The following is a 23,975-nucleotide window of genomic DNA, read 5'->3' as shown; positions in this document are numbered from 1 at the left end:
GCAGGAAACATCATGAGAAAAACTCAAACAAGCGCCATGCACAACGCATGGCTCGGGCTCGTCGCCTTGAGCATGGCTGCCACCGTTCCCACCGCACTTGCCCAGGAACCGGACTGGAGCGCCGAACCCAGCTACGGCAGCGTACACCTTCAAGCCGGCTTTACTCCCGACCCCTGGACCCAGAGTCTGCAGGCCGGCGGCTCCAATCAAGTAAGCGCTAAGCTAGGTCCCAACTGCACCGGATACATCATGGCGAGCGCCCCGGACGTCGACCTGCACTACTCAGCCGGCAGCATGCCGCTCTATGTCACCGCCACATCCGGCAGCGACACTACACTGGTGATCAACGCCCCTGACGGCCGCTGGTATTGCAACGACGACTTCAACGGCCTCGACCCCGTAGTCATGTTCCAGAATCCGCCCAGTGGCATGTACAACATCTGGGTGGGCGTTCACGGCAACAACCAGATGCAGTCGGCGACCCTGAAAATTACTGAGCTGAACCCGACCCGCTGATTACTGGTTTTCACGGTGGGCCGCTTGCGGGCGCCCACCGCAGGAAAATTTAGCAGTCTGATCTTCGGACATAGCGTTATACGATTGCACATTGCTGCGTAAATTTGGACTAAAACACCCAAAAATCAGAGATCAAGCATCTTCCACGTATAGCTTCGCTGCTCGCTTACGGCCTTGGTATATATCTCATGGAGCTTGGCGTAATCATCCGCCATCTTCTCGTCCATACCGGCAGCCTCGAAGCGATCCATCGTATCGCGGGCATCGCGAATCACGCGATCGAGCTCATCAATGACCTGTTGATACTCGGCTTCGTTCATGACGCACCTCGCGCTGGTTCATAAAGAGCATCATAAAAAACCGGCCCCGAGGGGCCGGTTCGAGGTAGTCCAGGGGGAAGGAGGCCCTCCCCGAGAACTTGACCGGAGCTAACCTTAGCCCAGCAGAGACAGCACGTTCTGCGGGATCTGGTTGGCCTGGGCCAGTACGGAAGTGCCGGCCTGCTGCAAGATCTGCGCGCGGGTCATGTTGGCCACTTCCACCGCGTAGTCGGCATCTTGGATGCGCGAGCGGGCGGCAGCCAGGTTGGTCTCGTTGGTGTTCAGGTTGGTGATGGCATCCTGGAAGCGGTTCTGAACGGCACCCAGCTCGGAGCGCAGGCTGTCGACCTGATTCAGGGCCGCGTCAAGTGAAGCCAGCGGATCGGCATTCAGCTGATCACCCAGGGTAACCGCACCAGTCGCGGTGTCGACTTCAGCCTGGAAGTAGACAGACTGACCATCAACTTCTCCCTTAACTACATAGCCACCGCCTTCATGGGCGAAAACCTCAGGAGAAGCACCTACTTTACTGCTTTCCAAGCCACTTGTATCGATAGCGACTGCAGGGGAACCTGAATCGAAATTAACCACTTCTTCAAGTGCAGTAGCAGTTACGTCGATACCAGTAGGATCAGTACCTGCATCAGCCCCCGCGTTATGTGTTTCGCTTGAGTCCCAAGTCACTACGCCGGTATCAAAATCAATGCTGGCACTAAACAGCGTGGTGCCACCATCCGTTGAAACGAAATACTGCTGTCCGCCACCAGCACTTACGCCGCCGTACACTTCCATACCGGCAGCAACATTGCTATCGTCATAACCACCGATGTCATTAACATCGACGATTTGGTCACCATCGTTTACATGAGTAGCTGTGACTTCAGAGCCGGAAAGCGTTACACCAGCCCCAGCATTCTCATTTGAATCGAAGCCGACAGTGTTGGTGGTAGAATCATAAGTCCCGGTAAAGTAATTACCCGAGACAGTATCCTTAACGAGCAGCGTATCCGCATCATCTGAATCATACACCAGCTCATAGGTACCAGCACTATTTGAATCTGCAAATGTTAGAGCAGTAGTGGAAATAGATGCTGGTTGCTCAGCAATAGTCTCTGTGACCGGAGTCTGTGAAAGCTTACCAGTATCAAGAGTTTTGTTAGTGACATTGAAGTTACTCAGCCCCAGTGTTGCAGAGGTGATCTCCTTCAAATTCACACTAATCTGCTCACCATCGTTAGCACCCACTTGAATCTGTAGAGCACGATCAGAGGCCAGGACATTAACACCGTTGAAGCTAGTTTCCTTAGAGATACGATCAATTTCGCTCAAGCGCTGACCAATTTCGTCCTGGATCGACTGAAGATCGTCCTTTGAGTTGGTTTCGTTCTGAGCCTGCACCGAAAGCTCACGAACACGCTGCAGGTTGTCGTTGATCTGGTTCAGTGCACCTTCAGCGGTCTGAGCAACAGAGATACCGTCGTTGGCGTTACGCTGGGCCTGAGCCAGACCGGTGATCTGAGCGGTCATGCGGTTGGCAATAGCCTGACCGGCGGCGTCGTCCTTGGCACTGTTGATACGCAGGCCGGAGGAGAGGCGCTCCATGGAGGTCTGCAGAGCGTTCTGGCTCTTCTGCAGGTTGGACTGGCCGATCATCGAAGTGATGTTGGTATTGATGACTGACATGGGTCATTCCTTCTTTTCGTTGAGGGCTCCATTGGCGGGCCCACTGAACCTTTAGTTTCTTGGCCCAGCATCTAGGGCCTACCTCAACGGCGCCGTTGGCCGTTACCCTGTTTAACGGCACCTGGCGGCAGGACTTTAGGGCGAGAGTGAAAAAAATTTCATTTGGCGTTGACAGGCTTTGCCCGGGCGTCGCCCAGTGCACGGGCCTGAAAGCGCACTAGTGGCCGCACAGGCGGTCAGCACAAAGCGTTGGCATCAGGATCCAAACAAAGAGAAGCGCCGCCAGGCGATGCCTGGCGGCGCTCTTAAGCATACCCACGACTAGATCAATCCCGCCCGAGCTGGGCGTTCATCATCTCGAACTGCTGAAAGAGATAATCGCTGGTCTGGTTCATCTGGGCGATCATGCCGTCGAGCTGGCCGAACTGGGTACGATAGCGGGAGATGGTGGCCTCGATGCTCTGTTCCATCCGTGCATGGCGGTCGTTGAGGCTTTCGATACGGCTCTCGGCACCGCTGATGGCGCCACCCAGGGCACCGCTGCTGCCGCTCAGTTGGGTAACGGTCGCGCTGAGCTGTCCGGCCAGGCCGCCCGCTGAGCTATCGCTAGCAAAGAAAGCGCTCAGCGCATCCTGGTCATTGGCGACGACCTCATCGAGACGCTGCTCGTCGATCTCCAGCGTGCCATCAAGCTTGAGCGAGATACCGATATCGCTGAGCATGGCAAAGCCGCTCTCCTCCATCGACACACCGCCCGCCAGCACCCCGCGCAGGCGCCCTTCGACATTGCGCACGGCACTGTCTCCGAGCAGGTCGCCGACCTCACCTCCCTCGCTACTGAAGGCGGTCAGCTCGCCAATGGTGCCTTTAAGCGTATTGAAGGCCTCGACGAAGCCGGTCACGGCCTCGCGCACCGCCCGGGTATTCTGCTCCACGGCTACGGTGCTGCTGCCAGTGTCATTGAGGTTCAAAGTGACGCCCTGGATGGCACCCTCCACCTGGTTGGAGGCGCTGACGATGGGTATGCCGTTGACCTCCAGCTTCGCATCCAGCCCAGGCTGAACGATATCTGCATCCGACAGAGTGGCCTGGCTGGCCATCGCAGCGAAATCGGTGCCCGTGATGGCCGCCTGCTCTCCGGTCTCCTTCGACATCAAGGCTAGCCGGTAGCCTTCACCATCGTTCACGATCGATGCTGTAACGGCTGCATCAGGATCGGCGTTGATGGCGTCACGCACGTCTTCGAGGGTGCTGTTGGCGGCAATGGCAACACCATGGTCGAGGGCAGCATCTTCGAAGGTGAGATTGAGCGTGGTATCGGCATCGTTGAGCACGGTGTCGAGGCTATCCACCCGCTGTGTGGCGAGGCTGCCGGCGGCCGCCAGCTGCTCCACGTCGATGGCGTACTGCCCGATGGCGGCATCGCTACCTGCGGCGGCTTGAACGGAATCGCCGCTCACGGAGGTAGAAAGGCTCTGGTAGAGCGCGGCATCGTTGAGCGCATTGGTGGCGTCTTGGAAGGCGGAAAGCGCACCCTTCAGTTCGCCGTAGGCGGAGATCTTGACCTGCTGGGTCTCGATCTCCCGTTCGATGGGCTCGAGCTTGCCGCGCTCCGCCTCGTTGAGCTGGTCGAGCAAACCATTGAGGTCGAGCCCGGAGCCGATGCCAAGCGATGAAATACTGGCCATGAGGAACTGCCTTGTGTCGGTGTATTTGCCTCCTGATTTCTATTACCTCGGCCGGCGAGCAAATAACTTTAGGCTTCGGGAAAAAAAACAGCTGAGGGCGAAAGGCCGCTTCCCTGCGGTCAGTCTAGCTTGCGTCACATTCAGGCGTGGGCCAACCGGCGCTCGCTGAGCTTGAAGCCCCCCACGGCCTCGGCCAGGCGATCGGCCTGATCCTTGAGCTGCTCGGCAGCGACGGTAGATTCTTCCACCAGCGCTGCGTTCTGCTGGGTCATGCGGTCGAGTTCGGCCACCGCCACATTGACCTGGCCAATCCCGTCGCTCTGCTCGCCCGCCGCCACGCTGATCTCACCCAGCACCTTGGCCACCCGGTTCACGCCCGCCACCAGTTCCTCCATCGTGGAGCCCGCGCGACGAACCAGCTCGGTACCCGAAGCGACCTTCTGTCCCGAGGCATCGATCAGGCCACGAATCTCTCGCGATGCCTCGGCGCTACGCGTTGCCAGTTGGCGCACCTCGCCCGCCACCACGGCGAAGCCTCTGCCCTGCTCGCCGGCCCGGGCCGCTTCAACCGAGGCATTGAGCGCCAGCAGGTTGGTCTGAAAGGCGATGCCGTCCATCACCTTGACGATATTGCCGATGCGCTCGGAGGAGGCAGTGATCTCTTCCATGGTAGTCACGACCTGACCCACCACTTCGCCACCACGGGTCGCCACCTCGGATGCAGACTGCGACAGCTCGCTGGCATGGCGGGCCGAATCCGCAGTGTGCTCGACGGTACTGGTGATCTCTTCGATCGAGGCCGAACTCTGCTGCAGGCTCGATGCGGCGTTCTCGGTACGCCGGGAGAGATCCTGGCCACCGGTGGCAATTTCGCCAGCCGCCACGGTGACCGATTCACTGGCGTCTCGAATGGTCAGCATGACGTTCTCGATGCGCGATACGAACTGGTTGAAGGCGCCTGCGATCTGGGCCACTTCATCGCGGCCGTTCTCGGACAAGCGCCGCGTGAGATCGCCATCGCCACTGGCAATGTCAGCCATGGCATCGCGTACCGCCTCCAGCCGTCGAAACATCAGCTTGAGTAGTGTGCCAAGCACCAGAGCGGCACCCAGCACCACCAGCACCAGGGTGACCAAAGAGGTTCCCAATGCGGCGCGCAGGCCGGCCGTGGCTTCGCGCTCGTCCAATGCCACGACCAGTTGCCAGTCGGTACCCTGGATGGGCACGCTACGCAGCCACTTGTTGCGCCCCTCAAGGGCAAGTCGCACGGGCTGTTCGATGCCGATCGGAGAGGAGAAATAACCGGCATCGAAGGCTGCGGACAGTCGCGACGCCGGTTCCAGTGTCATCTCAGGATCGGGATGCGCCACCAACGTGCCGTCGGCAGTGACGAGAAAGGCGAAGCTTTCCGGTGTTGGCGCGATGGCGCCCACGTTGGCCACGATAGTGTCGATGGCAATGTCCCCACCGCCAACCGCAACCAGTCGACCATCGTCTTGGAAGGGCGTGGCGATGGTGACGATCAAACCGCCGGTACTGGCATCTACATAGGGCTGGGTAATGATGGTATCACCAGCCTCGACGGCCTGGAGATACCATGGGCGCTGGCGCGGATCATAGTCGGCCGGCGGATTCCAGCCATCGGAGAAGATCCCACGTCCATCCGCCGGGTTCGCCAGGTAGGTGGACATGAAGCCGCCCGAGGCTTCGAGCTGCAGCAGTGCGTCAAGAGGGTCTTCGCTCCGTGCAGCCGGCGCAAGGGCTTCCAGCATGCCAGCACGGGCCTCGATCCACTCGCTGATTGCAAGCCCATTACCCTGGGCTTCAGCCGCCAGGTTGCGCGCCACCTGCTGGTCGTTATGGCGCTGGAGAGTGAAGTAATTGATAGCGGCATTGACGAGCAACGACACGGCAATGACGGCAGCCGTGGCCAACAGCAGGCGCAGTCGCAGAGAGGTAAGCATGAATAAGGTCTCGCTTGTAACGGGATGCGGTGCCGGACACGTCCATGCGCCGGAGCTATCCGCATATCGGCTGCGAGAAGCTAGACTTTAGGCGGATTTCAACGCGCGTGAATGATCACCTCGACGCGACGATTCTGGGCACGCCCTTCTCCCGTCTCGTTGCTCGCCAAGGGGCGAGTGTCAGCCAGGCCCACCGCGCGCAGGCGCTGCGATTCGACGCCCGACCGCTCCAGGGCATGAACGATGGCGATCGCCCTGGCGCTGGAGAGCACCCAGTTGGAGGGGAACTCTTCGGTCTGAATCGACCGACTGTCGGTATGCCCCTCCACGGCGACCTCTCCGTCGTGGCGCTGAATCACTTCCATCAGGCGTTGTACGAGAGCCTCGCCGTCATCGGTCAGCTCGGCCGTCGCGGTGGGGAACAGCAGCCGATCCTCCACGCGCAGTTTGATGCCTTCGGCCACCCGCGAAACTTCCACTCCCTCGAGATCGGCCAGATAAGGGGCATCGTCAAGACGATCCCTCATCGCCCCTTGCAGCGCTTCAGTCGCGGCCATGGCTTGCGGGTCGATTTCTTGGGCGCCGTTCGGAGGTCGATCGGTCAGCACCAGTGCAAAATCGGCCGGGGACATCGGCAGCGTGCCGTTTGCCATCAGCATCGGCCGCGGCAGCACGAGTGGCGATGGCTCACGCTTCGCCAGCAGGGCCAACGGAGCGGGCGGAGCCGTAAAGGCCACCCTTTCGCTTGGTGCCGGCCGCGGTAGCCCAGCCACGCCCAGCGCCGCCGCGATGGCGGATTGGCTCAGTTGGCCGCCAGCCGGACGAGGTACGATCGGCTCAGGCAGCGCCTGGGTCATTTCACTGGGCAGCGGTATCGCAAAGGGGACGTGCGTGGTGAGCGGAGTTGCCTCGTCGTCAGGCTCCCCGAAGCTGGAAAGCGTAAAGATGAGCACCATCAGCGCCACCAGCAGGGTCATGATATCCAGGTAGCCGATCATCCAGGTGCTGTCCTGGTCGTGATCGTGGTGGGTCGGCATCAGCGACTCGTGGCGCATGGGACCACGATGATCGCCACCGCTGGCATGGAGGGAGCTCATCGAAACGGCAGTTGACCTGGGAGCATGGGATGATGGACGCGGAAAGATGCCTAGCCTAACGGGTCATGGAGGCGGGTGAAACCGTAAAAAGCGCCCGTCGAGGCTATCTCCTTGCTGCCAGGCCGCTGACTTCAGGCGTCCTGTGGTGTCACCCCACTTTGGGAGACCAGATAGCGCTTGGCGAAGAGGTCGGCCGGTACCGGCTGACCGGTGAGATAACCCTGGATCAGTTCGACGCCATGCCGTGCCAGGGCTTCGCGCTGGCTGTCGGTCTCGACCCCGACGGCGGCGAGGCACAGCTCCATCTCGCGGGCCAGCCCGGCCACTGCGGCCACGATCGCCGCACTGCCTCGCTGCCCGCTGTCCAGGCGCTGCACGAAACGACGGTCGATCTTGAGCATGCTGATCGGCAGCTCCTGGAGATAACCGAACGAGGCATAGCCAGTACCGAAATCGTTGATGGCGACCTCTCCACCAAGCCGCCGTAATCGCTTGAGCACAATGGCCGCCTGGTGGGGCTTTTCCAGCAGGGTACGCTCGGCGATCTCGAAGCCCACCAAGCCCGGTTGCAGCTTGTGCTCGTTGAGCTTGGTGGCCACCCGCACGGGCAGGTCATGCTGCCAGAACTGGCGTGCTGACAGATTGATGCTGACGGGAACCGGCCTGGCCCCCAGGGCACTCCAAGCAGCCAGTTGCGTGCAGATCTGCTCGAGAATGTACTCTTCCAACTGTGGCAGCAGCGCTGCCCGCTCGGCCAAGGTGACGACGCTGGTCGGCGGCACGGTGCCGAGCAGGGGGTGATGCCAGCGCAAGAGTGCCTCGGCGCTATGCAGATTACCGCTTACCCGCTCGAAAATGGGCTGGTAGTGCAGTTGCAGGCCTTCCCCCGACACGAACGCCTCACGCAGGGCGGATTCCAGCGCACGCTGGCGGTCATCCTGCAGGTTCATCTCGTTGCGGTAGAGGCGGTAGCCGTTGCGCCCTTCCTGCTTGGCACGATACATCGCGGCATCGGCACTGTGCACCAGCGACTCCGCCGTCGAAGCATCGTCGGGGTAGAGGCTGATGCCCAGGCTGCAGCCGACGCGAAACTCCTGTCCCTCGATCACGCAGGGCTCTCGCACGGCTTCCACCAGGCGCTGGGCCACCCGGGCCACTTCGTCCACCTCTTCCAGATCGGGAAGCAGCACGAGGAATTCATCCCCCCCGAGCCTGGCTAGCGTATCGTCCTCACGCAGGCGCAGCTGCAGCCTCTCGGCCATCATCACCAGCAGTTCATCACCGAAAGCATGGCCCAGCGCATCGTTGACCTCCTTGAAGTGGTCCAGGTCGACGAAGATCACCGCCAGCCGGCTCTGGTTGCGATGGGCATGGCGTATTGCCAGCTCCAGCCGGTCTTCAAGCAGGCGGCGATTGGGCAGCCCGGTGAGGGCGTCGTAGTAGGCCAGCTTGCGAATACGCTCTTCATTGTCGCGCAAGTGGGTGATGTCGCTGAACAACGCAGCGTAATGGGTAGCGGCACCGCTGTCGTCGGTGATTGCCGTGATCGTCAGAAGCTCGAGGTAGAGTTCGCCGTTCTTGCGGCGGTTCCAGATCTCGCCACGCCAGTAGCCGCTGCGCTGCAGGGCATCCCACATCTGGCGATAGAAAGCGGCATCATGACGCCCAGAAGCCAGGAATGCCGGGGTCTTGCCGATCACCTCTTCGGAGGTGTAGCCGGTCATGTGGGTAAAGGCGCGATTGACGAATTCGATACGGTTGCCGGCATCGGTGATGATGATGCCTTCCAGGGAGGAATCGATTACCCGCTCGGCCAGCTGTAGATTCTCCCGCGATTTAGCGAGGGCACGATCGCGTTGTTCCAGCGCATTGCGCAGATCCTGCATGTAGAGGTGTTCGGCGCCGGCCAGCAAGTCGCGAAACCCCAGCAGCCCCACCACCTCCTCGGCCTCGTCCAGCACTGCCAGGTGGCGCACGCGATGGTTCATCAGCAGGTCCCGCGCGGCAATCAGGGTATCGCTCTGGTGCACCGTGAGCAGAGGGCGACTGGCCAGGGAATCGATTGGCGTGTTCCCGGGGTGGCGCGCCACGAACCGAACCAGGTCACGCTCGGTGAGAATGCCCAGCTCACCGTCCGCGCACTTGACCACCACTGCATCGCACTCGGAGAGCCGCATCGAGCGTGCCGCCTGGGCCAGACGCTGCCCGCCCTCCAGCACCAGCGCTCGCTGGCGCATGGCCGCCTGGACTTCGCGCAACCGCAAGTAGGGCTCGAGCCCCTGGTTCAGGGCAACGTCGGTCTGCGACAGAATGCCCACCGGAGCCCCACCGTCATCCACCACGAGGAAATGACGCCGCCGCTCGGCATTGAAGCGCAACGCGGCTTCGCTGACCGGGGTCGAACGATTCAGGCTCGCGACCGGCTGGTTCATGACTTGGGAGATCGGCAGGCGAACGGCATCGGGGTCGGCGAAATTGACCGAAAGCGCATCGCGTTCCGTCCAGATGCCCAGGGGCTGCCCTGCCTTGACCACGATTATCGAGCTGCACTGGCGTGCCGCCATTCGCTCGGCGGCCATCCACAGCGGCGTCTCGGGTTCGCAGGTCAGAAGCCCGGACTGCATGATGCGTTCGATAGGTAACTCTTGGCTCATGGCGCCTCGCTGGCTGGATATTGCCGCTTGAGTCTTCGTCAATCTCGCACCCAAGAACAACCTGCACGCTTCCCTGCCCTGTCCACCATCCCTGCCTGTTGGAACTGAAATATTCGGAATGTAGCCAATCCGTAACTGCATTTTATCCACTTGGCCCCACTTTGCATCAACGAAGACAAAAAAAGACCAACGCTCCGCAATAGAAACGTAAAAAAATGCACCAAGATCTAAAGTTGTCGTCGGAACGGCCGATAGTGCTTATGGGAGAGGCTGCCTGTCAGGCGGCCTTGGGGGGGATGCTGAAAGAAGGCTTGAAGAAAGCTTCAGCAAGGGCATACATAAGGAAAACACGACATGTCTTCGCCACTGACCGATGCCACCAACGCCTTGAGTACGTCGGCACTGCACGACCTGACACCGCGCCAGCGCAAGGAAACCGTGCTCGCCACGCTACCTTCGGCCGGCACCATGCTGGCCCAGGCCGCGAGCCACGGCCAGTCGCCCAGCCCAGCCGATCTGGTCGAGCCCATTCAACGCATCAATGAAGTGCTTCGCCAGTACGGCGTGGAGTTCGAACTCAACGATACCTCACGGGTCATTACCCACATCGTTGACCGTGAAACGGGCGATGTACTGCGCCAGATTCCTTCGGAGGAAGTGCTGGCTATCGCCGAACGGCTGGAAGAGCTGCAGGGGAACTTGATCAGTCTGAAGGTGTGATACGAAAACGCTGAAACAAATCGGCGAGCGAGATGGAGTGCGAGGCGCACGGAGCACAGGAACCGGAGCATATGGGGTATATGTGAGGATTCCGCGTACCGCGCAACGAAGCAATTCGCTCGCGCAGCCATTTGTACAGTGTTTTAGACCTGCATATTCATGACGTCTTTGTAGGCCGTCACCAGGCGGTTACGAACCTGCAGCCCCATCTGGAATGCCACGCTGGCTTTCTGCATGTCGACCATGACGTCGTTTAGCTCGACATTGGGATCGCCGGCCTGAAACGCCATGCTCTTGGCGGCGGACGCCTGCTGCAAGCGGTTGATACGTTGTATCGACGCTTGCAGCTCGCCGGCAAAGCCGCCTTGTCCCACCTGAGTGGAAACCTGCTGCCCCTTGCCAACCTGGCTGCCGGCCTGGGCCGCCAGGGTCTGCATCTGTGCCAGCGCCGATTGGATGGCCGGTGAACTCATGATCCGCGCCCTCTTTCGCCATTGAATGCCTGCTACCGCCTTTGGCCGCTGAATCCGACCCTCGGCGAATGTAGAGCAAGGCTAACAGCTTACGAAAAATAACCAAACTGCCAAATGGCAGGTAAAAAAGGGGCTTTTCCCGCCTTTGGACTGGAAGGCGGCTCGCATAATAGCTTCCATCACAGTTGCGCCCCTTGTGGGGCAGCCAGAACGCGGTGAACGGATGCAGTCGATGCCATCTTCCAGCAACATCTTAAAAGCAGCCGATGGCGTTCTCCTACGGGGGGGCGCATGAGCAACGGTGCCACGACGCAGGAGCGTCAGAACTCCTCGGCCAGCGTGTCTTCCTCTGCGCTGCTGGAGCGACTTCAGCAACAGCTTCGCGGAAACCCGCTGCTCGCCGTTCTGATCGGCGGCGCCGCCATGATCGCCATCGTGGTGGCCCTGCTGATGTGGGCACGTGAGCCCGAGTATCGCGTCCTTTACAGCAACCTCACCGAAGCCGACGGCGGACGCATCATCAGCGAACTCGAAAGCCGCGGCGTTCCCTATCGCTTCAACGAGGGCGGCACCGCCCTGCTGGTCCCGGGCGACTCCGTACACGGCCTGCGCCTGCAGCTTGCCGAGCAAGGTCTGCCGCGCGGTGGCAATGTCGGCTTCGAACTGATGGACGGCCAGGCCTTCGGTGTCAGCCAGTTTGCCGAGCAGGTCAACTTCCAGCGCGGCCTCGAGGGCGAGCTGTCGCGCTCGATCGAATCCCTCGGGCCGGTTTCACGCGCCCGCGTTCATCTGGCCATGGCCCGCTCTTCCGTTTTCGTACGCGATCGTGAACCCGCCAAGGCTTCGATCATCGTGACCCTGGAGCCGGGCCGGGTCATGGGCGAGGGTCAAGTGAGCGCCATCGTTCACATGGTATCGAGCAGCGTGCCGGACCTCGCCGCCGAGAACGTCACCGTGGTCGACCAGAACGGCCGCATGTTGTCGACGCCGAACAGCCAGGGCCGTGGCCTCGACGCGACCCAGCTCGATTACATCGCCGAAGTGGAACGCACCTTCCAGCAACGCATCGAGAACATCCTGGCGCCGATCCTCGGCCGTGAGAGCATCAGTGCTCAGGTTGCTGCCCAGATCGATTTCTCGCGTCGCGAGGAAACCAGCGAGCGCTATGGCCCCAACCAGCCGCCCAACGAAGCCGCGGTGCGCAGCCGTCAATCCAGCCTCTCCTATAACGGTGGCGACGGCGTGGCGCTGGGCATTCCCGGTGCACTGAGCAACACACCGCCGGGCGTCGCTCCCTCCCCCATCGAAGAACTTCCCACCGATGAGGATGGAGAGCTCACCGAAGAGGCTCAGCAAGGCCTCCAGGCACTGAACAACTTGAACCAGGACGACGTCATCAACTATGAGGTCGACCGCAACATTCAGCATATTCAGCACCGCCAGGGCCAGGTGACTCGCCTGAGCGCCGCCGTGGTAGTGGACTACCGGGAAGAGCGCAACGAAGAAGGCGAGTGGCACCGTGTGGCACTCAGCGAAGCCGAGATCGCCCAGATCGAGCGCCTGGTGCGCCAGGCCATCGGCTTCTCCCAGGCCCGCGGCGACGCCATCGAGGTGGTCAACAGCCCGTTCAGCCGTATCGTCGAGGAGAGCGAGGAACTCGAATGGTGGCAGTCGCCCGAAGTGCATGCTCTGGCGCTCACCATCGGCCGTTACCTACTGGTGGCACTGGGCATCCTGCTGGGCTACCTGCTGATCCTGCGTCCGCTGATCAAGCGTCATACCGAGAGACCCGTTCTGGCCACTGCCCCGGGATCCGGCCTGCAGGTTCGCGTGGGTGACGATTCGGAAGCCAGCGAAGGCGAGCTCGAAACGGCCCGGGAAGACGACGACGAACTGCGCCCCTACCAGAAGCCGAAGCGCAAGCGCCGCTCCTCGGCCTATGAGGACCACCTGGCCGAACTCCGTGAGCTCGCCCAGGAGGATCCACGCATGATCGCCATGATCGTACGCAGCTGGATGAATAAAGAATGAGCAGTGCCAAGACCATGAGCGGCGTACGCCGCAGCGCCATCCTGATGCTGGCTCTCGATGAGGACAGTGCCGCGGAGGTATTCAAGTACCTCGCGCCCAAGGAGATTCAGCAGCTCAGCATGGAAATGGCGGAGATGGACCAGGTCTCCCACGAGGACATGCAGCAGGTCATGATGGAGTTCCATCGCGAGACCGAGGAGTTCATCGCGCTGAACCTCAACTCCAGCGAGCACATCCGCTCGGTGCTGACCAAGGCGCTCGGCAGCGAACGTGCCACCAGCCTGATCGAGGACATCCTGGAGTCCACCGGCACCAGCAGCGGTATCGATTCGCTGAACCTGATGGAAGCCTCCATGGTGGCCGAGCTGATCCGCGACGAACATCCGCAGATCATCGCCACCATCCTGGTTCACCTGGAGCGTCATCAGGCCGCCGACGTGCTCGAGCTGTTCGACGACAAGCTGCGCAACGACGTGGTCCTGCGCATCGCCACCTTCAGTGGCGTCCAGCCGGCCGCCCTGCAGGAGCTCACCGAGGTGCTCTCCGGCATGCTCGACGGCCAGAACCTCAAGCGCAGCAAGATGGGCGGCGTGAGGACCGCGGCCGAGATCCTCAACCTGATGAACTCTTCGCTGGAAGAGACCGCGATCGAAACGGTACGCGCCCACAGCGAAGACCTCGCCCAGAAGATCATCGACGAGATGTTCCTGTTCGAGAACCTCATGGACCTGGACGACCGCAGCATTCAGCTGGTGCTCAAGGAGATCGACACCAACTCGCTGGTGGTGGCGCTCAAGGGCGCCCCCGAAGCCCTCATGGAGAAATTCCTGCGCAACATGTCGCGGCGTGCCGCCGACCTCCTGCGCGAGGACATGGAGGCGCGTGGGCCGATTCGCGTCTCCCAAGTGGAAGCCGAGCAGAAATCCGTTCTTCAGGTGGTACGCCGCCTGGCGGATTCCGGCGAGATCGTACTGAGCGGTGGGGACGACACCTATGTCTGAGCGGGCGCCCTCCTCTTCCGAACGTCATGCGCCCTGGCAGCGCTGGCAGATGGGCGAGTTGCACGCCGAGAGTGCGGACGAGCACCCTGGCCAGGAGCTGGACCCGGCCGAGCAGGCCAGGCGGCGTGCCGCCTTCCAGCGCCAGGCCGAGCTGAAGGCGTTGCGCGACAAGGTCATGCAGGAAGCGCGCGATGAAGGCTATCAGGCCGGCCTGGAAGCGGGGCGCAGCGAAGGCCATGCACAAGGCTTGAAGGAAGGACGCCAGGAAGCACAGCGTGAGCTCAAGCAAAGCCTTCATGAAGTCGTGACACCGCTCAAGCCACTGGCTGAACAGTTCGCGGACGCGCTTGAGCAGCTCGACGAAGAGATCGCCAACGACCTGGTCGAACTGGCCATGGCGACAGCTCATCAACTGGCCGGCGAAGCGCTCAAGGCGCGCCCCAAGCAAGTGCTGGAGTTGATCAAGACCCTGCTGCACACCGACCCCCCGCTGGTCGGCCAACAACGCCTGTGGCTGAACCCCCAGGACCTGAAGCTGGTCGAGGAGCACCTGGGCAATGAACTGGTCGCGGCAGGCTGGAAGCTGCAGCCCGACGCCCAACTGACCCGCGGCGGCTGCCGTGTCACCAGTGCCAACGGCGAGCTCGACGCCACCTGGGAGAGCCGCTGGGAAGCCGTCAAGGCGCAAGTCAGGCGGCGGCGCTCGGCGACCTCCGCCGACGATAACGATGAGTAAGAGGCAGGACATGAGCGAAGCTGCGACACCAACCAACACGCATCAGGCACGCTGGCAGCAGACGCTGCAGCATGTCCGCGCGCGCGTGGAAACGGTGCCCGGCTATCGCGCCAGCGGACGGGTGCTTCGCGCCACCGGCATGGTCATCGAAGCCGTCGGTCTGCGCGTTGCCCTGGGCAACGCCTGTCGTATCGAGCTGCTCTCGTCCGGCGGCAGCGAGCAGCCCCGTTTCGCCGAGGCCGAAGTTGTCGGCTTCAACGGCGAGCGCCTTCTACTGATGCCGCTCACGGAGATTGCCGGCCTGATGCCTGGCGCCCGCGTTTTTCCGCTGGGCGATGGCCCGGATCATGCCGCCCGCCGCTTTCCGCTCGGCGAATCGCTGCTGGGTCGTGTCGTCGACGGCAATGGTGAACCGCTGGATGGCCTCGGCCCGCTGGACGACGCCCCTCGCGCCCCGCTCTCCACGCCGCCGCTCAACCCGCTGAAGCGAGCCCCGATCAATGAACAGATCGACGTTGGCATTCGCGCCATCAACGCCCTGCTCAGCGTCGGTCGCGGGCAGCGCATGGGGCTGTTCGCCGGCTCCGGCGTAGGTAAGTCGGTGCTGCTCGGCATGATGGCCCGCTATACCGGGGCCGACGTCATCGTGGTGGGATTGATCGGCGAGCGTGGCCGTGAGGTGCAGGACTTCATCGACAATATTCTCGGCCCCGAGGGGCGTCGCCGTGCCGTGGTGGTAGCGGCTCCCGCCGATACTTCTCCGCTGCAGCGCTTGCAGGGCGCCGCCTATGCCACGCGATTGGCGGAAGAATATCGCGACCAGGGCAAGAACGTACTGCTGATCATGGATTCACTGACTCGCTACGCCATGGCCCAGCGCGAGATCGCCCTCGCCATCGGCGAGCCTCCGGCAACCAAGGGCTATCCACCCTCGGTATTCGCCAAGATTCCCAGTCTGGTGGAACGTGCCGGCAATGCCGAACGTGGCCGTGGCTCGATCACCGCCTTCTATACCGTACTCACCGAAGGCGACGACCAGCAGGACCCGATCGCCGACTCGGCACGCGCCATTCTCGATGGCCACATCGTGCTCTCGCGCAACCTGGCCGAGGCCGGCCACTATCCGGCCATCGACATCGAGGCTTCGATCAGCCGCGTGATGACGCACATCATCGACGACCAGCAGTTGTCGATGACCCAGGCGTTCAAGCGACTCTTCTCGCGCTATCAGCGCAACCGAGACCTGATCAGCGTCGGTGCCTACAGCCCCGGTCACGATCCCCAGCTGGACGAAGCCGTTCAGCGCTACCCGCAGTTGGAGCACTTTCTCCAACAGGGCATGAATGAAAACGCCTCGATAGAGGCTTCTCGACAGGTTCTGGCTGAAACCCTAGGAGTCAGACAATGAGTGCATCGTCCCAACTCGCCATGCTGAGTGATCTGGCCCGCGATGCCCGCGATCAGGCGGGCCAACTGCTGGCCGGAGAACGTCAGAGCGAACGTCAGGTGGCCTCCCAACTGGAGTCGCTCAACCGTTATCGGCTCGAATACGCCGAGCGCCTGCAGCAAGCCATGCGCGAAGGCATCGACCCGGCCAGCATGCACAACTACCAGCAGTTCCTGGCTTCGCTGGACATGGCGCTTCAGCGGGCCAGGCAGGCTCTCGATGCCCAGCAGCAGCGGGTCCAGCAGAGCCAGCAGCAGTGGCAACAGGAACAGAAGCGGCTCTCGGCCTACGATACCCTGGTGTCGCGTCGGGACGTCGAGCGGCAGCGCCAGGAGGAGCGCCGCGAACAACGTACCAGTGACGAGATGGCAGCCGGACGGCTATTGCGCCTGAATGCCGGATACGCATCGTGATTCGGCAAAGGAGATAACCATGAATATCCAAATGATACTGTCCGCCCTGCCGACGCCACTCTCCGGCAAGCCGGAACCCGGCGCTGGCGATGGCCAGTTCGCCTTGGCGCTCAACCAAGCCGCCCAGAACGCTCCCGGTCATGCCGGCAGCGCCACGTTCCCGGCCGCCTTCAGCGCCACTTCGGTCGAGGGCCTGCCGCCGCCGACCATGGCGGCACAGCAGGCACTGCTTCAGGCACTGAATGCCCACGCCGGCCAGCGGCTCGATGTCGAGGCCGGGCCTACCCTACCTGACACCGGGTTGAGCGAGATCATGGCGCGGCTCGCGCTGATCGAAGGCAGCCATCAGGAGCCGGCCATGGCCGACTTGCCGCCATTGCCCGGCCAGCAACCGGCTCCACCCGCTGACGAAATGGCAGTCGAGCTGAGCGAACTGCCCCAGGCTGCCGCCCTGGTGGCGACCGCCGCAGCCGAGACTCAGCGCCCGAGCGCTGCCATTTCCGGCCTGCGCGTCGGGGGAGAAAGCGCCGCACGTCCCGACATGCCCGCCGTGCCTAACCAGGCTGTCCCTGGCAACCCATTGAAGGCTCAATTGGCTGCGTCGGCTACGGCCGCCACCCAGCAAGCCAGTGACGACGCCACCGCGACCGCACGCCCCACGGATTTCACGACGGCCCTCGCCAGGGTTTCCACACCACAGACCGGTGGCGAGCTGAGAGGAGCGTCAACCGACGCTCCGCGTGGCAGCTTCGTGCCGGAATCCGCACCGATGGCACCGCCCTCTGCCAGTACGGCAGCGCCGGCCAACGCACCGGCCCAGCCTCAGCTCGCCCAGGCCAGTCTAGCCGCGCCACTCCAGAGCCCGGCCTGGCCCGGCCAGTTGGGCCAGCAGCTGGTGCAGTTCGCCCGTCAAGGCGGTGAACAACAGGTCGAGATGCGTTTGAACCCAGCCGAACTCGGCCCGCTTTCCGTCACCCTCAAGATGACCGAACAGGGGGCTCAGGCCCAGTTCCTGTCTGCCCATGCGCAGGTACGTCAAGTGCTCGAGCAAGCCATTCCGCAACTTCGCGAGGCGTTGGCCGAGCAGGGCATCAGCCTGGGCGAAACCTCAGTGGGAGAGCAGCGCCGGCAGGACGCCCAGGAATTCGCCGGCAATGACGGACAGCGTCGCCAGGGAGCGCAGGCACTGGCCGATGACGAACTGCCCCAGGCGGGAGATGACGCGGGCGTAGCCTCCTCCTCCACGCTTTCGCTGGATGGCCGCGTGAACCTCTACGCTTGAGACAAAAAGCCAAGATAAGCCCTTTCGCGCGGCTTGTTCCTGTCATCAGGGGCCGCGCGCCTTCGGCATACTCTCCTCAACGGCTAGACCAACACTGATAAAGGCAAGGCAATGGCGAAATCGACGGGTGGCTCCTCCAAGCTCCTGTGGCTGATGATACTGCTGGTACTGCTCTCCACGGCAGCTGCCGGAGCGGCCATCTACATGGTCATGAACAATCGCAACGGCGGCGACGAGGGTAACCTCCAGACCCAGCAAGTAGAGCGACAGGCGCCGATCTTCGTCAAGATCGACCCGTTCACGGTCAATCTTGCCGACGACAATTTCGGTTCGCGCCTGCTCTATGCCGGCATTTCGCTGAAGGTAGGCAACGACGAGACTCGTGAGATTCTCAATGAGCACATGCCACAGGTCCGTAGCCGGCTGCTGATGTTGTTCTCAGGTAAGCAGGCCAGCGAGTTGACTACGCCGAATGGCAAGCGCCACTTGAGCCAAGAAGTCATCGCCATGCTTTCAGAGCCATTGACCGAGCCCCAGCCGTCCCTGGAGATCCAGGACGTGCTGTTCACCGAGTTCATCGTGCAATAAACGGGGCCCTGGCCACCATGTCCCAAGACGACCTGCTGTCACAGGATGAGATCGACGCCCTGCTCAAGGGCGTCAGCGGCGACGACGAGCCCGTTGCGCGAAGCGACGGTGACTCTCGCGTACGCCCTTATGACCCGGCAACTCAGCATCGTGTCATTCGCGAGCGCCTGCAGGCGCTGGATATCATCAACGAACGCTTCGCGCGGCATTTCCGCATGGGGCTGTTCAACCTGCTGCGCCGGAGTGCCGATATCACCGTCGACTCGGTACGCTACCTGAGCTACAGCGAGTTTTCTCGCAACGTGCCGGTACCGACCAACATCAACATCATCGGCATGAAGCCGCTGCGCGGGTCGGCCCTGATCGTGTTCCCGCCCAACCTGGTATTCATGGTGGTGGACAACCTGTTCGGCGGCGACGGCCGCTTCCTGACCAAGTCGGAAGGACGGGAGTTTACCAACACCGAGCAGCGCATCATCCAGCGCCTGCTGCAGTTGGCCATCGACGCCTACGAGGAGTCGTGGAAATCGGTTTACCCGCTGCAGATCAGCTACCTGCGCTCGGAAATGCAGTCGAAGTTCGCCAACATCACCAACTCGCCCAACGAGATCGTGGTGAACACGAACTTCAACATCGAGGTCGGCAATCTTTCCAGCAGCTTCCAGATCTGCATTCCCTACTTGATGGTCGAGCCCCTGCGGGATCTGCTGGCCAACCCGCTCAGCGATGGCCATCACGATCAGGATGGTTCCTGGACCAAGCGCATGGCGGGCGAACTGCGTCGCTCCGAAGTGGAGCTGGTCGCCAACTTTGCCGACGTCCCCACCCGGATTGCCCATGTCATGGCGCTCAAGGTGGGCGACGTCCTCCCTCTCGAGCTACCCGAGACGGTCACCGCCAGCGTCGACGGCGTGCCGGTGATGGAGTGCGACTACGGTAGCCAGCACGAGCAACGCGCGCTGCGTGTCATCCGCATCATCGACCATGGTGCACAGAATCCGGTGTCAAAAGACGCCTTCATCAAGGGCGCAGCGCCTCAAGCCAAGGACTTCAAGCATGACTGATCCCAAGAAACCCGATCAGAACGTTTCCGACGACGACTGGGCCTCGGCCATGTCCGAGCAGCAGGACAACGAACCTGCGGCCGACGACGACCCCTGGGCCGAAGCCATGGCCGAGCAGGAAGCGGCCGAATCCGCTCCCAGCGCCGAGGACGATCCCTGGGCCGAAGCCCTGGCCGAGCAGGAAGCCGTTGAAGCCGCGGCCGACGAGCCCACGGCAAGCGCGCCCGCCCCTGCGCCCCAATCGGCCGGCGATCGCGTGTTCCGCCCGCTCGACAAGGGCAAGGAAGGCGGTACCGCCCGCGATCTCGAAATGATCATGGACATCCCGGTCAAGCTGACCGTGGAGCTGGGCCGGACCAAGCTGACCATCAAGCAGTTGCTGGAGCTGACCCAGGGCTCCGTCGTCGAACTCGACGGCCTGGCCGGCGAACCGATGGACATCCTGATCAACGGCTACCTGATCGCCCAGGGAGAAGTCGTCGTCGTCGACGACAAGTACGGCATCCGAATCACCGAGATCATCACCCCCTCCGAGCGGGTGCAGAAACTCAACCGATGAGCAATACCGCTTCTTCCGAAACCGCTTCGGGGCTCGAGTCGCTCGCCGTCGGTGGCGATGCCCTGGTGGGCATGGCCACCCTCGGCAAGACCGCCGCGGCCCTGGCGCTGGTCATTGCCATCATCTTTGTCTGCACGGCGCTTTTGCGACGTTGGAACCCCCAGAAGCGTGCGGCTGGCGGCCACCTGCAGGTCATCGGCAGCGCTGCCTTGGGCAACCGCGAGCGGGTGGTGATCGTCGAGGTCGAAGGCACCTGGTTGGTGCTGGGTGTCGGCGGCGGCCAGGTCAACAAGCTGCACGAACTAAAAGCCCCCGTCGAGTCAGGCGAGAATGCTCCGCACTCGGCACCCGAGGGTGAGCGATTCGCGGCTCGCTTCGCACGTGCACTCAAGCAGAATGCCGGCCTGGGCGGTCGCGGGCGAGGGGATTCATGATCGGTTCCGCTCGCTCGCTGCGCCTGCTCGCCCTGCTTGCCGCACTGGTTTTTGCCCTGTTGCCGCTGGGTACCCATGCCCAACAGATTCCCGGCATCGTCAGCCAGCCCCTGGAGGATGGTGGACAGCAGTGGTCGATTCAGCTGCAAACCCTGCTGCTGCTGAGCTCGCTGGCTTTCCTGCCGGCGGCGCTGCTGATGATGACCAGCTTCACTCGCATCATCATCGTACTCAGCCTGCTGCGTACCGCCATAGGTACCCAGGCCACGCCGCCCAATCAGGTGATGCTGGGCCTGGCCCTGTTCCTGACCTTCTTCGTGATGTCGCCGGTTATCGGCATGGTCTACGAATCCGCCTGGGTACCGCTGACCGCGGACGAGATCAACTTCGACGAGTTCCTGCAACTGGCCCAGCAGCCCTTCCGCGAGTTCATGCTGGCCCAGACCCGCGAACCCGACCTGGCGCTGTTTGCGCGCCTGGCCGAGGTCGGTCCCATGCAGGGCCCCGAGGACGTGCCACTGCGCATCCTGGTGCCCTCCTTCGTCACCAGTGAGCTGAAGACGGCGTTCCAGATCGGCTTCACCATCTTCATTCCTTTTCTGATCATCGACCTGGTGGTGGCCAGTACGCTGATGTCGCTGGGCATGATGATGGTACCGCCGGCGACGATCTCACTGCCGTTCAAGCTGATGCTGTTCGTGCTGGTGGACGGCTGGCAGCTGATCATCGGCTCGCTGGCGGAAAGTTTCTTCATCTAGACCGACGTAACAAGACCGAGCCAGGCTCGGCGAGGAGTCGATATGACACCGGAAATGGTCATGAGCATTGCCTACCAGGGCATGCGCGTCACGCTGTACCTGGCCGGCCCGTTGCTGATCACCGCGCTGCTGACCGGCCTGATCGTGAGCCTGTTCCAGGCCGCCACCCAGATCAACGAGATGACGCTTTCCTTTATCCCCAAGATCCTCGGCGTGTTCACCGTACTGGTTCTCGCCGGCCCGTGGTTGATCGGCCTGATCGTCGACTTCACCCGCAACCTCTTCACCAGCATACCCAGCATGTTGATGTGAGCCACACTCTTGAGGTGAGCTACGCATGGTCGAAGTGACCTTCGCCCAGCTGCATGGCTGGCTGGTAGTGCTGCTGTGGCCCTTCGTGCGGCTGCTTGCCTTCTTTTCCGCCGCCCCGCTGTGGGGCCACTCCAGCGTACCCAGGCAGGCCAAGATCGGGCTGGCATTCCTCATCACCGTTGTCATCGCGCCGGTGCTTCCGCCCATGCCCGACGTGCCGATCATGTCCTGGGCAGGGTTCGGCATCATGGTGGAGCAGATGCTGATCGGCATCGCCATGGGCTTGGTGATGCACGTGACCTTCGCCGTGGTGCAAGCTGCGGGCGAGTTCATCGGCCTGCAGATGGGCCTGGCCTTCGCCACGTTCTTCGACTCCGGCAGTGGCACCAATACCATGATCCTCTCTCGGGTGTTCTACATGATCACCCTGCTACTGTTCCTCGCCTTGGGCGGACACCTGATGGTGCTGGAAGCGTTGGTCACGAGCTTCCATGGCTTGCCCATCGGCATTGGCTCATTCAACCCTGAGGCCTTCGAGATGCTGGTGCGCTACGGCGGCACCATCTTCGTGGCGGGCATGTCGCTGGCATTACCGCTGGTGGGCTCGCTCTTGATCATCAACCTGGCGATGGGCATCCTCAATCGCTCGGCCCCACAGCTGACGGTCTTCAACATCGGTTTCCCCATGACCCTTACCATCGGCCTTGTGCTGCTGATGGTACTGATGACCGACATGTCACGTTTCCTGCAACGGTTGTTCAGCAACGGCATCCAGTTCCTCTTCTCTCTCATCGAGGCGCTGGCCCCACTTAACTGAGGCAAAAAAAGCCGCTCCGGCAAGCCGGAACGGCGAAAGAGACCCCATGGGTTTTGCACCTATGCGGTCTGCAGGGAAACGTCAAACATCAGGAGCGCGGCATCCCTGCCGATGAGCTCACAGATAATTGAACAGCGACAAGCCCTTGACGTCGACGAAGGCCTTCTGCGCTGCCTGCAGCCCCACCTGACGCAGGCTGTACTCGGCGATTGCCTCGCTGTAATCGAGGTCGACCAGGTCGGAAAGGGTCTTCTCGTAGTTCGTCATGCGATTGGTGCTGACGGCATCGACCACGTCCAGTTCATTGAGCCTTGCCCCCATAGAGGCACGCACGGTCAGGACATTGTCGAGGCTGTTATCGAGTTCACGCATCACTGTATTGATCGTGTTGCGGAAGTGCGCCCGGTTCTCGTCAGCTCCCTCCTGGTCGAGCTCCAGCAGGTCGATAGCATCCTTCAGCGACTTGAATACATCCTGATTGGCATCCTCATGGTTCGCCGGACGTAGCTGAAGCTGGTCACCATCTACCGGTGTGCCTTCCAACGTGATACTGACACCACCAAAGCTGACCGACTTGCCGGATTCGTAAGCCTCATCGGTGACGATGGGCGTCCGTGTACCGTCTGCCTCTATAGCGCTGACGGAGAAGATCGGGTCGCCATCCACATTGGTGGCAAACTCAAGTTCAAACGGCTTGCCGAAATGCGCATTATCCGGGTCGACACGACTCGGGCCAGTGAAGGTGACAGAGCCTTCATTACGCACATAACCCGACTGTGTGCCGATACTGATATTGCCCGCTGATTCTTTTTCCGCCCGCGCAACATAGCCTGCGCCAGAAGGCACGCTCTGAAAGATAGTCTTGCCATTATCCGCCACCGGCATAAGCCGTGAGGCGTCGATGCGCTGTTCGCGAATGCTTTCGTCGCCGACATAATTGGCGCCTGAGATACCCACACCTGTGGTGCGCGCAAAGGGTGGCGAGTCATCCTTGTAACCCCCGAACAGATAGCGCCCGTTTCCATCGGTGGCATTTGCCTGGCCGATCAGGGACTCATAAATACCACGCAGCTCGGAGGCCACCGATTGACGATCGACGTCGCTCAGGGTATCGCTTGCCGCTTGTACCAGCAGCGTCTTGGCGCTGGTGATACCGTCGCTGACACTGTTGAGCACGCTTTCGCCTTGAGCCAGCGAGTTGCGCGCCGACACGCGCGCATCGGCGAACTGCTGGGTCACCGCCTTGGCTTGGGAGACGCCGACCGCCCGCGAAGCCGCCTGCGGATCGTCGGAGGGGTTCACCACGCGGCGGCCGCTGGCAATCTGCTGGCCAACCTTGAGGAAGTCGCTCTGCTGGCGGTTCATGGATGCCACGCTCTGATCGAACATGGTCACGGTGCTGATACGCATCGTACTGG

General features: G+C 61.9%; 23 protein-coding genes. 15 read left to right on the top strand and 8 right to left on the bottom strand.

Annotation, left to right across the window (positions count from 1 at the left end; genetic code table 11):
- Positions 1-12 precede the first annotated feature (12 nt).
- A complete protein-coding gene (locus ACRWQA_RS08740; protein WP_434231322.1) occupies positions 13-516 on the top strand; it encodes a hypothetical protein in 504 nt (167 codons plus the stop codon).
- A gap of 125 nt (positions 517-641) precedes the next feature.
- On the opposite strand, the gene ACRWQA_RS08735 is transcribed toward ACRWQA_RS08740, so the two are convergent.
- The 6 genes from ACRWQA_RS08735 to ACRWQA_RS08710 all read right to left on the bottom strand — a co-directional run bounded on the left by ACRWQA_RS08735 (position 642) and on the right by ACRWQA_RS08710 (position 9,922).
- Complete coding sequence (locus tag ACRWQA_RS08735) at positions 642-836, bottom strand: hypothetical protein (protein ID WP_434231319.1); 195 nt, start codon at positions 834-836, stop codon at positions 642-644.
- Positions 837-950: 114 nt separating this feature from the next.
- Entirely contained in the window at positions 951-2,519 is a 1,569-nt protein-coding gene (locus ACRWQA_RS08730) for a flagellin N-terminal helical domain-containing protein (protein ID WP_434231316.1), read from the bottom strand.
- Positions 2,520-2,845: 326 nt separating this feature from the next.
- Positions 2,846-4,207 carry a flagellar filament capping protein FliD gene (fliD, locus tag ACRWQA_RS08725; protein ID WP_434231313.1) on the bottom strand — a complete coding sequence of 454 codons (1,362 nt, stop codon included), beginning with the start codon at positions 4,205-4,207 and terminating at the stop codon, positions 2,846-2,848.
- Between the two features lie 140 nt (positions 4,208-4,347).
- A complete protein-coding gene (locus ACRWQA_RS08720) occupies positions 4,348-6,171 on the bottom strand; it encodes a methyl-accepting chemotaxis protein (protein WP_434231310.1) in 1,824 nt (607 codons plus the stop codon).
- Between the two features lie 98 nt (positions 6,172-6,269).
- The gene (locus tag ACRWQA_RS08715; protein ID WP_434231307.1) at positions 6,270-7,268 is read right to left on the bottom strand and encodes an OmpA family protein; all 999 of its coding nucleotides are present in this window, start codon (positions 7,266-7,268) and stop codon (positions 6,270-6,272) included.
- A 131-nt stretch (positions 7,269-7,399) separates the two neighbouring features.
- Positions 7,400-9,922: an EAL domain-containing protein gene (locus ACRWQA_RS08710; RefSeq protein ID WP_434231304.1), complete on the bottom strand. Its 2,523-nt coding sequence runs from the start codon at positions 9,920-9,922 to the stop codon at positions 7,400-7,402.
- 354 nt (positions 9,923-10,276) lie between these two features.
- Here ACRWQA_RS08710 and ACRWQA_RS08705 point away from each other — a divergent pair, with 354 nt between their 5' ends.
- On the top strand, positions 10,277-10,642 hold the full coding sequence (locus ACRWQA_RS08705) for a flagellar protein FlaG (protein ID WP_434231301.1): 366 nt from the start codon (positions 10,277-10,279) through the stop codon (positions 10,640-10,642).
- Positions 10,643-10,785: 143 nt separating this feature from the next.
- Here ACRWQA_RS08705 and fliE read toward each other — a convergent pair whose 3' ends face one another.
- Positions 10,786-11,115: a flagellar hook-basal body complex protein FliE gene (gene fliE, locus ACRWQA_RS08700; protein WP_263580234.1), complete on the bottom strand. Its 330-nt coding sequence runs from the start codon at positions 11,113-11,115 to the stop codon at positions 10,786-10,788.
- A gap of 291 nt (positions 11,116-11,406) precedes the next feature.
- On the opposite strand from fliE, the gene fliF reads away from it, so the two are divergent.
- The 13 genes from fliF to fliR all read left to right on the top strand — a co-directional run bounded on the left by fliF (position 11,407) and on the right by fliR (position 22,557).
- Positions 11,407-13,146 (top strand): flagellar basal-body MS-ring/collar protein FliF, encoded by a 1,740-nt coding sequence (gene fliF, locus ACRWQA_RS08695; protein WP_434231298.1) that lies wholly within the window; start codon positions 11,407-11,409, stop codon positions 13,144-13,146.
- Positions 13,143-14,147, top strand: a complete 1,005-nt coding sequence (fliG, locus tag ACRWQA_RS08690; protein WP_434231295.1) for a flagellar motor switch protein FliG — start codon at positions 13,143-13,145, stop codon at positions 14,145-14,147. Before fliF ends, fliG begins: the two co-directional genes overlap by 4 nt.
- The gene (locus ACRWQA_RS08685; RefSeq protein WP_434231293.1) at positions 14,140-14,883 is read left to right on the top strand and encodes a flagellar assembly protein FliH; all 744 of its coding nucleotides are present in this window, start codon (positions 14,140-14,142) and stop codon (positions 14,881-14,883) included. The genes fliG and ACRWQA_RS08685 overlap by 8 nt, the downstream gene beginning before the upstream one ends.
- Before the next feature lie 10 nt (positions 14,884-14,893).
- The gene (gene fliI / locus ACRWQA_RS08680) at positions 14,894-16,291 is read left to right on the top strand and encodes a flagellar protein export ATPase FliI (protein ID WP_434231290.1); all 1,398 of its coding nucleotides are present in this window, start codon (positions 14,894-14,896) and stop codon (positions 16,289-16,291) included.
- Positions 16,288-16,743 (top strand): flagellar export protein FliJ, encoded by a 456-nt coding sequence (gene fliJ, locus ACRWQA_RS08675; protein ID WP_263580239.1) that lies wholly within the window; start codon positions 16,288-16,290, stop codon positions 16,741-16,743. Before fliI ends, fliJ begins: the two co-directional genes overlap by 4 nt.
- Positions 16,744-16,762: 19 nt before the next feature.
- Entirely contained in the window at positions 16,763-18,025 is a 1,263-nt protein-coding gene (locus ACRWQA_RS08670) for a flagellar hook-length control protein FliK (RefSeq protein WP_434231287.1), read from the top strand.
- Positions 18,026-18,136: 111 nt separating this feature from the next.
- Entirely contained in the window at positions 18,137-18,613 is a 477-nt protein-coding gene (gene fliL, locus ACRWQA_RS08665; protein ID WP_446326266.1) for a flagellar basal body-associated protein FliL, read from the top strand.
- A gap of 17 nt (positions 18,614-18,630) precedes the next feature.
- Positions 18,631-19,677 carry a flagellar motor switch protein FliM gene (gene fliM / locus ACRWQA_RS08660; RefSeq protein ID WP_434232565.1) on the top strand — a complete coding sequence of 349 codons (1,047 nt, stop codon included), beginning with the start codon at positions 18,631-18,633 and terminating at the stop codon, positions 19,675-19,677.
- Positions 19,670-20,236: a flagellar motor switch protein FliN gene (gene fliN, locus ACRWQA_RS08655; protein ID WP_434232562.1), complete on the top strand. Its 567-nt coding sequence runs from the start codon at positions 19,670-19,672 to the stop codon at positions 20,234-20,236. Before fliM ends, fliN begins: the two co-directional genes overlap by 8 nt.
- Entirely contained in the window at positions 20,233-20,670 is a 438-nt protein-coding gene (fliO, locus tag ACRWQA_RS08650) for a flagellar biosynthetic protein FliO (RefSeq protein WP_434232559.1), read from the top strand. The genes fliN and fliO overlap by 4 nt, the downstream gene beginning before the upstream one ends.
- Complete coding sequence (gene fliP, locus ACRWQA_RS08645; RefSeq protein WP_434232557.1) at positions 20,667-21,428, top strand: flagellar type III secretion system pore protein FliP; 762 nt, start codon at positions 20,667-20,669, stop codon at positions 21,426-21,428. The genes fliO and fliP overlap by 4 nt, the downstream gene beginning before the upstream one ends.
- 42 nt (positions 21,429-21,470) lie before the next feature.
- Positions 21,471-21,740, top strand: a complete 270-nt coding sequence (gene fliQ, locus ACRWQA_RS08640; protein WP_434232554.1) for a flagellar biosynthesis protein FliQ — start codon at positions 21,471-21,473, stop codon at positions 21,738-21,740.
- A gap of 25 nt (positions 21,741-21,765) precedes the next feature.
- On the top strand, positions 21,766-22,557 hold the full coding sequence (gene fliR / locus ACRWQA_RS08635) for a flagellar biosynthetic protein FliR (RefSeq protein WP_434232551.1): 792 nt from the start codon (positions 21,766-21,768) through the stop codon (positions 22,555-22,557).
- Positions 22,558-22,674: 117 nt separating this feature from the next.
- On the opposite strand, the gene flgL is transcribed toward fliR, so the two are convergent.
- Positions 22,675-23,967: a flagellar hook-associated protein FlgL gene (gene flgL / locus ACRWQA_RS08630; RefSeq protein WP_434232548.1), complete on the bottom strand. Its 1,293-nt coding sequence runs from the start codon at positions 23,965-23,967 to the stop codon at positions 22,675-22,677.
- Between the last annotated feature and the right edge of the window lie 8 nt (positions 23,968-23,975).

The organism is Billgrantia sp. C5P2, from assembly GCF_051062895.2.
This window is presented reverse-complemented; position numbering and strand designations above follow the sequence as displayed.